The 13,178-nt window shown below is 55.8% G+C and carries 14 protein-coding genes; 9 read left to right on the top strand and 5 right to left on the bottom strand.

Translation table 11 applies throughout. The features are described from left to right. The first annotated feature begins 65 nt into the window (after positions 1–65). The 7 genes from WJU22_RS24060 (at position 66) to WJU22_RS24030 (ending at position 6,184) form a co-directional block, all read left to right on the top strand. The gene (locus WJU22_RS24060; RefSeq protein WP_341840719.1) at positions 66–998 is read left to right on the top strand and encodes a hypothetical protein; all 933 of its coding nucleotides are present in this window, start codon (positions 66–68) and stop codon (positions 996–998) included. Continuing rightward, on the top strand, positions 905–2,770 hold the full coding sequence (locus WJU22_RS24055; RefSeq protein ID WP_341840718.1) for a c-type cytochrome: 1,866 nt from the start codon (positions 905–907) through the stop codon (positions 2,768–2,770). Before WJU22_RS24060 ends, WJU22_RS24055 begins: the two co-directional genes overlap by 94 nt. An 8-nt stretch (positions 2,771–2,778) precedes the next feature. Further along, positions 2,779–3,543: a DUF1080 domain-containing protein gene (locus WJU22_RS24050; protein WP_341840717.1), complete on the top strand. Its 765-nt coding sequence runs from the start codon at positions 2,779–2,781 to the stop codon at positions 3,541–3,543. Positions 3,544–3,618: 75 nt separating this feature from the next. After that, positions 3,619–4,473 (top strand): NAD(P)-dependent oxidoreductase, encoded by an 855-nt coding sequence (locus WJU22_RS24045; protein WP_341840716.1) that lies wholly within the window; start codon positions 3,619–3,621, stop codon positions 4,471–4,473. Between the two features lie 42 nt (positions 4,474–4,515). Further along, positions 4,516–5,211, top strand: a complete 696-nt coding sequence (locus tag WJU22_RS24040; RefSeq protein WP_341840715.1) for a DUF4184 family protein — start codon at positions 4,516–4,518, stop codon at positions 5,209–5,211. 22 nt (positions 5,212–5,233) lie between these two features. Beyond that, entirely contained in the window at positions 5,234–5,629 is a 396-nt protein-coding gene (locus WJU22_RS24035; RefSeq protein ID WP_341840714.1) for a hypothetical protein, read from the top strand. Between the two features lie 39 nt (positions 5,630–5,668). Continuing rightward, on the top strand, positions 5,669–6,184 hold the full coding sequence (locus WJU22_RS24030; RefSeq protein ID WP_341840713.1) for a hypothetical protein: 516 nt from the start codon (positions 5,669–5,671) through the stop codon (positions 6,182–6,184). Between the two features lie 63 nt (positions 6,185–6,247). On the opposite strand, the gene WJU22_RS24025 is transcribed toward WJU22_RS24030, so the two are convergent. The 3 genes from WJU22_RS24025 to WJU22_RS24015 form a co-directional block, all read right to left on the bottom strand. Beyond that, entirely contained in the window at positions 6,248–7,741 is a 1,494-nt protein-coding gene (locus tag WJU22_RS24025) for a TlpA disulfide reductase family protein (protein WP_341840712.1), read from the bottom strand. 98 nt (positions 7,742–7,839) lie between these two features. After that, positions 7,840–8,433, bottom strand: coding sequence for an MFS transporter (locus tag WJU22_RS24020; RefSeq protein WP_341840711.1), 594 nt, complete (start codon positions 8,431–8,433; stop codon positions 7,840–7,842). Continuing rightward, complete coding sequence (locus tag WJU22_RS24015) at positions 8,430–9,080, bottom strand: MFS transporter (RefSeq protein WP_341840710.1); 651 nt, start codon at positions 9,078–9,080, stop codon at positions 8,430–8,432. The genes WJU22_RS24020 and WJU22_RS24015 overlap by 4 nt, the downstream gene beginning before the upstream one ends. A gap of 156 nt (positions 9,081–9,236) precedes the next feature. On the opposite strand from WJU22_RS24015, the gene WJU22_RS24010 reads away from it, so the two are divergent. Next, positions 9,237–9,854, top strand: coding sequence for an XRE family transcriptional regulator (locus WJU22_RS24010; protein WP_341840709.1), 618 nt, complete (start codon positions 9,237–9,239; stop codon positions 9,852–9,854). Between the two features lie 64 nt (positions 9,855–9,918). Then, the gene (locus WJU22_RS24005) at positions 9,919–10,809 is read left to right on the top strand and encodes an alkaline phosphatase (protein ID WP_341840708.1); all 891 of its coding nucleotides are present in this window, start codon (positions 9,919–9,921) and stop codon (positions 10,807–10,809) included. A 67-nt stretch (positions 10,810–10,876) separates the two neighbouring features. On the opposite strand, the gene WJU22_RS24000 is transcribed toward WJU22_RS24005, so the two are convergent. Together WJU22_RS24000 and WJU22_RS23995 are read right to left on the bottom strand one after the other, a co-directional pair. After that, a complete protein-coding gene (locus WJU22_RS24000) occupies positions 10,877–11,977 on the bottom strand; it encodes a zinc-binding dehydrogenase (protein ID WP_341840707.1) in 1,101 nt (366 codons plus the stop codon). Between the two features lie 92 nt (positions 11,978–12,069). Continuing rightward, positions 12,070–13,143, bottom strand: coding sequence for a serine hydrolase domain-containing protein (locus WJU22_RS23995; protein ID WP_341840706.1), 1,074 nt, complete (start codon positions 13,141–13,143; stop codon positions 12,070–12,072). Between the last annotated feature and the right edge of the window lie 35 nt (positions 13,144–13,178).

Below are 13,178 nucleotides of genomic sequence, written 5' to 3'. Positions count from 1 at the left end.
TGTAGAAACCAAATTCAACCACGTTGTGGAGACGTTTCGCGTTCCACCATACAGTTTTTATTACCATGCGTATACCTGGAATTTCCCTGTGGAAATGCTTGCCGGTAGTGTTGGCTGCCTGCCTCGCCGGCGCATCTTCCTGTAACGAACGGCCCGCGCGGCCGGCCGATCCGAAAACGGACAAACTCAAATTGCCGGACGGTTTCATCGCCGAACATCTTTTCAGTCCGTCGGACAGCGGGCGCGGCTCCTGGGTGGCTATGACCTTCGATGACAAGGGCCGCCTCATCGTGTCTGACCAATTCGGCGCCCTGTACCGGCTGAAACTCCCGCCCATCGGGGCCGACAGCACGCAGCAAGTGAGCATCGAGCCGCTGGGCTTCGGTAAAGACACCATCCCCGGCACCGATTCCGTGCGCACGAAAGTGACCATGGGCTTCGCGCAGGGGCTGTTGTACGCTTTCAATAGCCTGTACGTGATGGTGAACCATTCGGCCAACGACCAATTCGATAAGGGGAGCGGTCTGTACCGGCTGCAGGACACGGACAACGACGACCAGTTCGATAAAGTTACCCTGCTCAAAGCCATGGAAGGTTCCGGCGAGCACGGGCCGCACAGCATCATCCTTTCGCCCGACGGGCAATCCATTTACCTCATCGCCGGCAACCACACCAAATGTCCGGAGATGGATGCGTACATGCTGCCCAGCAATTGGCAGGAAGATAACCTGATCCCCCGGATGGTAGACCCCAACGGGCATGCGGTGAACATAAAGCCCCCGGCGGATGGATCGCCAAAATCGATCCGGAAGGCAAACACTGGGAACTGGTCAGCGCCGGCTACCGCAATCCGTTCGACATTGCGTTCAACGACGCCGGCGATCTGTTCACTTACGATTCAGATATGGAGTGGGATTTCGGGCTGCCCTGGTACCGTCCCACAAGGATCTGCCATGCCACCGGTGGAAGCGATTTCGGTTGGCGGACGGGTACCATGAAATGGTCGCCCACCTACCCAGACAACCTGCCGCCAGTGATCAACATCGGGCAGGGCTCGCCCACCAACCTGGTGTACGGCGGCAATGCTCGGTTCCCGGAGAAATACCGGAAATCCATGTTCGCGTTCGACTGGAGCTTCGGCATCGTGTATGCCCTTCAGCTGGAACCCAACGGCGGTTCGTATAAAGCTACCGGCGAGGAGTTCCTGTCCGGATCACCGCTGCCTTTGACAGACGGGGTGATCGGGCCTGATGGAGCGTTGTATTTCCTCACGGGCGGCCGCAAACTGGAATCGGATTTGTATCGCGTGTATCACGAAAACGCCGGCGACTATTCCAATAAACTGCAACCGGCGAAGCTGACGGAAGAAAATTCCCTGCGCCGGCAACTCGAAAAATATCACCATGGCCCTGATCCCGCGGCGGTCGATTTCGCCTGGCCGCAACTGAAACACCCCGACCGGTTCGTGAGATATGCGGCCCGGATCGCGCTGGAACATCAGCCAGTGGTACATTGGCAGGGGAAAGTGTTCGCTGAGACGGATCCCGTGGCGTTGATCCATGGGGCGTTGTCGCTGGCGCGGATGGGCGATTCTTCGCTGCGCGACAGCCTCCTGCACAAACTGGCCACGATCGATTTCGGGAAGTTATCGCCCGAAAGCCAGATAGATGCGGTGCGTGCGGCGGAAGTGACGATCACGCGGATGGGGATGCCCGACGATGCGTCGAAGGTAATGCTGGCAGCGTGGCTCCAGCCATTCTATCCGGCGAAGACGAACGAAATGAACCGTTTGCTCAGCAAACTGCTCGTGCACATCGGTGCGCCGGATGCGGTGCGCATCACGGTGGAGCTGATGGCTTCCGCGAAAGACGATACCTCGGCCGGCCAATCCCTGCTGTCTTCTTCAGACCTCATCATGCGCAATCCGCAATACGGCATGGCCATTGCGGGCATGCTGGCGAAAATGCCCCCCGCGCAGCAAACCTTCTACGCCACGGTGCTTTCCGGCGCGAAAAACGGCTGGACCGACCCGCTGCGCCAGGTTTACTTTAAATGGTACGCGGGCGCTTTCGGGTACCAGGGTGGTAACAGTTTCGTGGGCTACATCAACAACGCCCGGAAAAACGCGCTGGCGCTGGCGCCGAAAGAACAATTCGCGCAGTTGAATGACATCTCGGGCGATTCGATCGTGAAAGCCGGCGGAAACTTTTCCGTGGCTTCGGGCGTGCAGCCAAAGGGCCCGGGCCGCAACTGGAAAGTGGACGACGCCGTGAAAATGGTAGACAGCATTGGTTTCTCGGCCAGCAATTTCGAACAGGGGAAAGCGATGTTCTCCGCTACGCTTTGCTCGAAATGCCATACCCTGGCAGGACAGGGCGGTGTTGCCGGCCCGGACCTCACGCAGCTGGGTACCCGATTCAGCAATAAAGACATCCTCGAATCGATCATCGATCCGAATAAAACCATTTCCGATCAATACGGCGCCACCGTTTTTTATCTGAAAGACGGAGGCAGTGTCATCGGCAGGTTGACGAACGAGGACGACGATCAATATTTCGTTTCACAAAACCCATTCTCGCCGCAAGACATCCGGAAAGTGCCGAAGAAAAGCGTGTCGAAAACACGTGTGTCTGAAGTATCGCCCATGTTGCCCGGCATGATCAACCGGTTGAGCCCGCAGGAGCTGGTAGACCTGATGGCTTACCTGAAATCTGGCGGCAATCCGAAAGACACGATCTTTACCAACAGCAAACGCGCAGCCGTACGATAATCCGTGTAATGAGGCAAATGAAAGTCAATCCGAAAAGCATATCCATCGCCGCAATCGCGCTACTGTTCATGCATTGCGGCGGCAACGCGCCTGCATCGGAAGCGGCGGAAGGCAGCGGGTTCGCATCCATCTTCAATGGCAAAAACCTCGAAGGCTGGGATGGCGATACAGCACACTGGCGGGTGGAAAACGGCATTTTGACGGGAGAGATCACGCCGGAAAAGCCGCTTTCACGCAATACGTTTATTATCTGGAAAGGCGGGCAGCCGGCGGATTTTGAACTGAAGACGCAGTTCCGCATTACAGCGGACGGGAACAGCGGCATCAACTATCGCAGCGATGTGGTGCCAGACGAGCCGCATACCCTGCGCGGATACCAGGCAGACATCGATGCTGCGCGGGCGTACCTGGGACAGAATTACGACGAATACGCCCGTACCACACTTGCGTATCGCGGCCAGCGTGTAACCGTTCCCGCTGCTGACATTGCGCTGAAAGCCGGGATCAGGAACAACGCCTGGGCGCCCGTGCAGGTAACCGGAACCCTTGGCGACGACGCATCCCTCAAATCCGTCTACAAGCCGAATGAATGGAATGAATACCGTGTGGTGGCAAAAGGCAACAAATTGCAGCATTTCGTAAACGGCACACTCCTGAGCGAAGTGACGGACGAGGATACCGCGAACCGGAAGCTGAAAGGCTGGCTGGGCCTGCAAGTGCATGTGGGGCCGCCCATGAAAGTGGAGTTCCGCGATATTTTGCTGAAACAATAACGATATAGGCCGCCTTCACCGGGCGGCCTTTTTTACGCGCGGCATTCCTTAACTTTAATTAAAAATCGGAAAGACATGGTGAAAGCATTTTTAGGAATGGGCTTGCTGGGATCGAATTTCGTTACGGCGATGCTCGAAAAAGGAGACAAAGTGAGGGTTTGGAACCGCAGCCCCGAAAAGGCTGCGGCACTGGAGCCCCTGGGCGCGGAAGTCTTTGCCACACCGGCGCGCGCCGTGCAGGGAGCGGCATTCGTACATATTACGCTCAAAGACGATCAGAGTGTGGACGAAGTGCTGGCTGCCGCGGAAACCGGTCTGCAACCCGGAACCGTCATCATCGATCATACCACTACTACAAAAGAAGGCGCCATCGCCAGAACGGCAGCCTGGAAAGAGAAGGGTTTCACCTACATCCACGCGCCCGTGTTCATGGGCCCGGCCAACGCCCGCGAAGGCAGCGGCTATATGCTCGTTTCCGGGAATCGCGCGGCGGTGGAAAAAGTGAGCCCGCTGCTGGAAAAAATGACCGGGCAACTGGTGGACCTCGGTCCCGAAGAGGGGAAGGCCGCTGCCATGAAACTGATCGGGAACTGCTTCCTGGTGGCATTCACGGCCGGTTTGCGGGACACGTTCGCACTGGCGGGCGCGCTCGGCCAGAACACACGCGATGTGGGCAATCTCTTCGAAATCTGGAACCCTGCGCAAATGCTGCCCGCCCGCATCCGGCGGATGAGCGGCGGCGATTATTCCAAACCTTCCTGGGAGCTGGCCATGGCGCGTAAGGACACACAGATCTTCATCGATACCGTGCAGCAGCAAGGCGGCCACCTGGCGATCATGCCGGCCATCGCTGCGCTGATGGACGAGTGGATCGCGAAAGGTTTGGGCGGGAACGACTGGAACGTGATTGCTAAAGATGTGGTTCGATAAATCCTTTTTATGCCCTTTACCTTTTCACACCCGGCAATCGTATTGCCGCGAAGACTTGCCTCCGCCACGGGGCTCATTGTGGGCAGTATGGCGCCGGATTTCGAGTATTTCCTGCGGATGAAGGTGCAGAGTGAGTATAGCCATACGTTGTGGGGATTGTTGCTTTTTTGTATGCCGTTGGGGCTGGTGATCGCTTTTTTGTTTCATGAATTGGTGAAGCCGGCGCTGGTGAACAATTTACCGGGGTTTTTGCAGGCGCGGTTCCGGCCTATGGCGCAATATCCATGGCGGAAGTACTTCGCGGAAAACTGGCCGGTGGTTTGTGTTTCCGTGTTGATTGGCGCAGCTTCGCATGTGTTGTGGGACGGATGTACGCATGCGCACGGGTTTTTCGTGCAGGCGTGGCCGGTGTTTTCCGGTGAATGGGATATAGCGGGGCACAACATCCCGATATATAAAATGCTGCAACATGGAAGTAGCCTGGCCGGGGCCGTGGCGATCGGGTGGGTGGTGATGAAACTCCCGGCAGATGGTCTCCCTGCACAACCGGTGAATCCGCGGTACTGGGTATTGGTACTGGGCTGGACGGGAATCGTTGTGACGGCGAGGCTACTGGCGGGCGGGCAGTCTGCCGCATACGGCAACCTCATCGTAACGGTGATTGCAGCGTTCCTGGTGGCATTGGTGCTGGCGCCGCTAGCGTTGCGATGGAAGTCCCCGGCCGGAATGCCGGAATGAATTAGCCTGACATCTCAATAATATGAAATTACTGGACATTCCGCGGTTGCGAAAAATATTACTGGCAGACGCCTTTATCGGTGGCACAACCGGCATCGCCGGCCTGGCGCTTTATGGTTGGTGGAGCCGGTTCTTAGGGCTTCCGGAACGGTTGGTGTTGCTGATAGCGGCGGTTACGGGCCTATATGCCCTGCTGGCCGCGAGCCTGGTGCTCATGAAACCGGTCCGCGCACGCGCTGTAAGGTGGCTCGTAGTCGCCAATTGGGCATGGACGGTGGTGAGCATCGGTATGCTGCTGTATTATAGCAGTGGTGCAACGCTTTTCGGGAAAGCGTTCCTGGTTTTGCAGGTAATTATTGTTGGAGGGCTCGCGTGGCTGGAAGGGCGCCATATCGGGAAAAATGCCGATGAAGTGTAACAAATGGCCGACGAGGCCGTTTCACACAAAATTCCCTTTATGAAATATAACATCTACACATTGTTGTTACTGTGCCTGGTTACACTGGCGACGTCCTGCCGCAAAAGCAATATGGAATTCAAAAGTGAGTATGAGCGCAGCTACGATGCCTGGGCCGATTTTAAATCGAAATCCGCTAACAAATACCAATACACAGTTAGCCAGGGCAGCGTTTTCAATTTCGGGGCCAATACTACGATCACCGTTGTCGGCGGAAAAATCACCGAACGGAAATATTCCAGCTATAAAATAGAAGGCGCCGGTCAGACCGTTATCACCAGCGAATGGACGGAGGACGCAAATGCCATCGGCTCCCACACGGCAGGCGCAGCGGCCATTACGATGGACGAAGTCTACTCAAAAGCCAAAAACGATTGGCTGAAGAAACGGGATAATGCCAAAGTGTATTTCGAATCGAAGAACAACGGCATGCTTTCTACCGCCGGTTTCGTGCCGAACGGATGCATGGATGATTGTTTCGAAGGCATCCATATCACTTCCATCATTAAATACTGATTTATAAGTAACTTATTCTGGAGATAACTCATCACCCGGCCCGCAAGGAACCGGGTGATTTTTTTACGGCATGAGCAGCGATTCGATCTGCTGCGTAAGCGCGGGGCCGTCGCTCGGGCGGAGGGCTTTGGCTATGGCGAGTTTGCCGGATTTGTCGAACAGGAAATATTGCGGGTAGCTTTCCGACTTGTCGGGATGGTTAGCCAGGATTTCTTTCCAGATGGGCGCAACCGTTTTGCGCGACATCCGCAGGTGGAGGCCTTCCATCCCGTTGGCACGGATGAAATCCTTCCAGGACGCATCCTTGTTATCGTCATCCACGTCCAGGAAAAGAAATACGACGTCCTTTCCCGCGAGCGATGCGCGAAGCGCAGGCAGGTGGCGGATTTCCTCTTTGCAGGGGCCGCACCAGGTGCCCCACATGTCCAGGTACACCACTTTCCCATTCAACTTTTTCACGACATCGTAAATCGACTGCACCTGTTCATAATCTTCAACGATCGAGATGTTTTTGTTTTTGCGGTTGACGGCAAGCGAATCGCGCAGCGCGGTTTCCATTTTTTTGAGGGCCGGAAGGAACCGGCTTTTCGGGAAACGTTGGCGGAAAGCTTCCGCAAGTGGCAAGGCCTGTGAAACATCGCGGTCGGAAAACTGGTTCTGGATTTGTTGCCAGTTATAGGATTCGGCCACATCCGCCGGGAAGTTGTGCATAGTGCCGATCCAGCGCCAGTACGGCTTTCCGTACCGGTTGACGATCACGTTGGCGCTGTCGAGCGAAATGCCGAACCAGGGGATGGGAGCCGAAGCGGGGATGTTCTCCGCTTTTACCCGGATGAACGCCCGGATTTCGAGGTTGCGGATGTATTTGTCGGTAAATGTCCAGTATTGCGGACCGGGATGCGGGGATTTCGGCGTGATGGGAATGGTATCGTACAAGGTAGCGATCAATTCATTCACGGTTTTTCTGTCAGGAATATTGGTGGTGATGAAATCGTTGAGGTAGTTGAAATGACGGTAAAAGTTTTCGGCAATGAGGATATTTTGTAAACTTTTGGATATGGACGACGATCGGATGGTTTGGGCTTGATGTGCGAATTCCCCGAACCAGGGCGCCATCACGGCTGTCCGGACCTCCGCGGCCGGAAGCGCCCCCAGCGAATCGTTCTCCCAGAAAAACGGGATTTTATCCATGCCAATATCCTGCATCAACCGGCAAACATCCGCCGCGCTTCCACCCGTAAACCGGATACCATTTGCGTTTTCATCAAATTCCACTTCGAGATTCCCGCCTGGTTCGAGGAGCAATGTGTAATGCGTCCGGCGGTAAATCAGGGTAGCGAACCGGATGCTGTCTGCCGGCAATGTAATGCGAAATTCGCCGGTGTTCGACAAGGGAACGGAAACCGTGTTTTCATTATGGTAGCCAAAAATGGACGGTAGGTTAACGTCAACTTTTTGCTGTCCGCTGAAATGGCGGACGCGGCCGCTTAACGTAAATTGGGCGGAGGCGGATAACCCCGCACTCAGGAGCAACAATACGAAGAGATAAGGTTTCATGCCATGAAAATAAACACCCCGCCCCGGCGCATCGCCGGGATGTGACGAGTTGCCCCTTCCGCGGGACGAACCTCCCATAAAATGGTACTTTGCTTCCCTCAAAAAGCCGGTATCCGCGACAGGCTGCCCGGAGACGGCCGCCTGGGCATGGCAAAAAGTATCGTGACGGCGCTCAATAATGCAATGATTGCCACGGTGGGGAATATCACCGCCTTGTTGCCGGTCATGTCGATCAGCTTGCCCATCAATGGCTCGCCGATCGCTGCGAACAGGTACGCCGTCATGTTCATCACGCCCGTGCCGGTGCCCACGTACCGCTGGCCGAGCAGCTCCTGCGCCAGGGGCCAGAAATTCGCCTGCGGGCCGTACGCGAAAAAGCCCGCAGAAAAGATCAAAGCCCCCGCGGCCACGCCGCTCCTGATTTCCAGCACGTATATCAGGCCAGACAACAGGCTGCAAAAAAGCATCCCCATGCAGATCGACGCCATCCTGTTGGCGCGGAAAACGCTGTCGGATATGAACCCGAACGAAATGGCGCCCGCAGCCATGCCAAGCGGTAACAGGAGGCTGGTCCAGACAGATCCGGATTTGATAAAGAACAGCGGCAGCCAGAAGATCAGCGCATATCGCGCCATGCTCTGGAACCCCAGGGAAAGGCACACCGCCAGGAAGCGCGCATTGCCCGTGATCACCGCGAACGTGTTTTTCGGGTGCGGTTGATCGCCGGTTGGAGGATGAGGGCCGCGGCGCCGGGAGGCGCGTTCTTCACGAAAATGAAAAAGATGACTACCGCCACGGCGAGGAACAGCACCGGCACACGGAACACGTTCCGCCAGTTATCTTGCACGAGCAGGATGGAAAATACATACGTCACAACCGACGAAAGCCCGGCCGACATGGTGTACAGGCCATACGCCAGTCCACGGTTGCCGTTGTGCCACCAGTTGGCGATGATCCTGCTGCCCGGGGCCCAGGCCATCGACTGGAAATAGCCGTTCAATCCCCACAGCACGAGGATCACGGTGAAAGAACTGGAAAAGCTGATACAGATATTGGCGAGAACAGACAATATCCCGCCGGTGAGGATCATGTGCCGGGGGCTCAACCGGTCGGCCAGCAGGCCATTCACGAGTTGCCCGAACGCGTAACCCGCCAGCATGGCGAAGCTGATCCAGCCCACCTTTTCGAAAGATATGCCCAGCGTGTCTGCCAGCTGATGTGTGGCCCAACCGAAATTGTGCCGCCCCGTGTAAAAGAAAAGGTAGCAGAACATGGTGAGCAACAGCATGCGCCAGCGCCCGGATTCGGCCCGTGTAGAAACGTTCGTGGTGTCCGTCATGTCGGAAGGATTAATAGCGGCAAGCCTTCGGAGGCTGGCCCGTTTTGCTTATCATACAAACTCACACCCGCAGGTGCGCAGGAAAATTTCCTGAGGCGAAAATATATTTCTTATTGTTTAAATTAGCGGAATCGCTTTTAAGTAATTGTTAAGCACATGCAACACGATCCATCGCAGGAAGACATCAACAATAATACACTCGTTTATCACAGGATCGGTGGACTGATCCGCCGTTACCGCAAGGAAAAAGGCCTGAAGCTGCTCGATCTGTCGGCGCTCACGGGCATCAAATCCGCCCTGCTGTCCAAGATCGAGAACGGCAGGATGTTGCCCACTATTCCCACGCTTTTTACCATCATTCAAAAGCTGGGCGTCAAAACGGAAACGTTCTTTTCCGAACTGAGCGCGGAAAAAAGTTTCCCGGGATACCTGCTGCTGCCGGCAGACGCCTACACGCCTTATGAAAAGGAGGAAGACGCCGTTGGTTTCGAATATCAATCCATCCTCGAACAAAATTTCGAGGGCGGCGCATTCCAGGTTTCGCTGCTGACGCTAAAGCCCGGCGCCCGCCGGGAACTGGTGTCTACCGCGGCTTTCGAATATGTCTACGTGCTCGAAGGTAACCTCAAATTCCAGCTGGAAGACAAAATTTTCGAACTGTCGGAAGGCGATTCCATCTTCTTCGACGGTAGCATCAGCCACGTGCCGATCAACCCGAAAAAGAAAAAGGTCAGGTTACTCGTAATGTACTTCTTTGGGAAAATTATTCAATAAATTTCACTTAAGGAAATATTATTTCTTTAAAGGAAAGTTTATATCTTGTCGAAAACACTGAAGTATGCGATTACCCAGATGGACAGGATATCTCTTCCTTGCAGGTTCGTTGATCGGCCAGGCCGCTTTCGCGCAGCCGAAACCGAAACACGTGATCCTCGTCGGGTCCGATGGATTCGGCGCATATGCCTTTCAGAAAGCCCAGGTGCCGGTGCTTCGCGCCATGATGCAGGAAGGCGCCTGGACATTACAGGCCAGAACGGTGCTTCCTTCTTCCAGCGCGCCCAACTGGGCGTCTATGGTGATGGGCGCAGGCCCGGAGCTGCACGGCTACACCACCTGGGGCAGTAAAAAGCCCGATCTTCCCGCGCGCATGCTGGATGAATACGGCATGTTCCCCACGGTGTATGGATTGCTCCGGAAAGCCCGTCCGCAAAGCGAGATCGGGGTGATCTACGAGTGGGACGGCATCGGTTATCTCTTTCCGAAAGCAGCCGTGAATAAAGACGAAAACGGCGATGGCGATATCGCGGTTGCTGCTGCGGCCTGCAATTATATCAAATCCGCCAAACCGACTTTCCTGTTCGTGCATCTGCATGATGTAGACAGCGTGGGCCACAAGGTTGGCCACGATACACCGGAGTATTATGCCGCCATCGAGCGGACGGACGCGCACGTAGGCGAAATCCTGCAGGCCATCCGCGACGCGGGTATCGAAAAGGAAACGGTGGTGATCTTTACGGCCGATCATGGCGGTATCAACAAAGGGCACGGTTCCATTTCCATGGCGGAAATGCAAATCCCCTGGATCGTGAAAGGCCCTGGTATCAAAGCTGGCCACGAAGTACAAACGAGCGTCATGACGTTCGACACCGCCGCTACCATCGCAAAACTTTTCCGGCTCAGTCCGCCGCAGGTTTGGATCGGGAGGGCCGTTACCGAAATATTCAAGTGATTTCTAGTAATGCAAAAAAAGCCGTGCTTCAGCAAGCACGGCTTTTTTTATGTCATTTGAAGTCCGTTCATGTCAGCCGGACGCCCACGCGCAGGGGTTTCCGGGCCACCGCATATTCAAACGCTGCCTGCGTTTCCCCGAGCGTAAACTCCTTTTCGATCATCGAAGCGAATGGATATTTTTTCCAATTGGCGTGGATGAAAGCAAACGCATTCCGGAAATCCTCGAAGTTGTAATTGTGCAATCCGCGGATGGTGAGCAGGTTGCGGATGATCTTTTCCGGGTTGACGGAAACAGGCCGTGTCTGGAACACCGCACCGATCCACACGGCGCATCCGCCGATGGCCAGGCAGGAAATCCCGAATTCCATGGCGGCGGGCGATCCGCTCATATCGAATACGACGTCGACTCCGCCGGTTTGTTCGCGTAAAATTGCGGTGAGTCCGGTTGCGTCCTGTTGCATATTGAAAACGGCATCCACACCGAATTGCAGGGATTCCCGGAGGCGGGTTTCATTGATATCCGCCGCCCCGGTCCAGCTGGCGCCGGCTTCGCGGCACATAGCGGCGCACATGATCCCGAGGTGGCCCATGCCGGTAATCAGCACTTTCTTTCCCAACAGATCGCCGGCCGTGCGGAGCGCACCGGCAACGGTGGATACGGAACAGTTCAGTGTTGCGGCAACGGGAAGGGGAATTTCTTCCGGCAGTTTGATGATGCCGGTATGCGGCTGGAGGATGCAGAATTCCGCCAGTCCGCCGTGAAAAACTTCGTCGCCGGCGGCGCGGGCATGCCCGTATTTGAAAAGTCCTTCGCCCTTTTGCGGCATGCCCCGCAAGGCATTGGCGGATTGAGGGTCGCTGGCGAAGATCGTCCAGGTGATGCGGTCTCCCGGGCGCAGGGCGTTTCCCTGCAAATCCGTTCCCGGGTGGGAAGGATGTAGTTGCACGATCTCACCCACGATCTCGTGGCCGAGCACGGTGGGACAAGGCTCCGATCTTAATCCGCAGAAAGTGTGCAGATCGCTGCCGCATAGGGTGGTGTAGATATTACGGACGAGGATTTCGCCCGGATGGAGCGCGCGTACGGCGTGTGTTTCGGTGCGGAAGGGCGTTCCCGGCCCGTCGAACAGGACAAGCCTGCCATTTTTCCCGGAGGTGGCGGACATATGTTTTACGTTTTTCCGCTACGAAAATATCCCGTATTATATAATTATAGGAAAAAATATTTCCTGTTAGGAAAAAAATAATATGGCTGTCATCAGGGTTGGCCGGCGGCTTCGGATAGAAATATCTTTTCGAGGGATTGGGCGATGGGGTCGAGGGCGAGCCCTGTATTCTGGTTAGCGAACAGGATGATGGAGAATTTTTTCTCCGGGTAGCGGACGTAATACGAAGAGAACCCGGACGTTCCGCCGGTGTGCATCACTCTTTCCAGTCCGTATTTCCGGTCAATTTCCCAGCCGTAGCCATAACCCAGGGTTGGGGAAGGCGAGGAGCCGGGCGTGAAGATTTCCCGGAGCGTGGCCGCGGATACGAGTTGATGGGTGTAAAGCGCCTGGTCCCAACGGTAGAAATCCGATGTGGAGCTGTAAACGCCGCCGTCGCCCAGGAGGTAGCTGAACATGCTCTGGTCTTTCGGGACGAGCGTTCCCTTTTCGAGATTGTAGCCGTATGCCCGGTTCGGGATGGAGTCGGTGAGGCTGTTGACAGTGGCGTTTTTCATGCCTAGTGGCTGGAAGATGCGCTGGCGGAGGAATTCGGGGAACGGCATCCCGGATGTTTTTTCCACGATGAGGCCCAGCAGTACGTACCCGGTATTGCTGTAATCGAAACGCGAACCGGGCGGAAAGCGGGTGGTGTCCTGGGTTTCGAGGAGGCGGAGCACATCGGCGTCTTTCAGCGGAACGGTAGGCGGGGCGGGGAGAATGTCGCCATAGCTCACGAGCCCCGAGGTGTGCAGGAGCATCTGGCGTATTGTGATGTTGCGGCCGAATGCGGCCAATTGCGGAAAGAATCGGGTCAATGGGTCGTCCAGCGAAAGCTTCCCTTCATCGCGCAGCAGCATGATCGCCATGGCGGTGAAGGATTTAGTGACGGAAGCGATGCGGTAATTGGTGGTGGCGGCGGCTTTCCGGTGCCGCGCAATGTCGGCGTAACCGAAGGAGCGGTCGTACAGTTTTTTGCCGTTGCGGACCACCAGCACGCTGATGCCGGTGGTTTCGGAGGTGTTGTAATGTTGGAAGAGGCTGTCGGCCGCAGCGCGCTGTTGGCGGAGCTGGGCGGATACCGGCAAACTGATAATGGCGGCGAGGAGGATGGGGAGGATTTTCATTCCATGGATTTTTGGATCGACGGAATGAAAATACG

Origin of the sequence: Chitinophaga caseinilytica (assembly GCF_038396765.1) — a bacterium.
GTDB lineage: Bacteria > Bacteroidota > Bacteroidia > Chitinophagales > Chitinophagaceae > Chitinophaga > Chitinophaga caseinilytica.
Note: the sequence above shows the minus strand (reverse complement) of the source record. Positions and strands in the feature narration are given on the sequence as shown.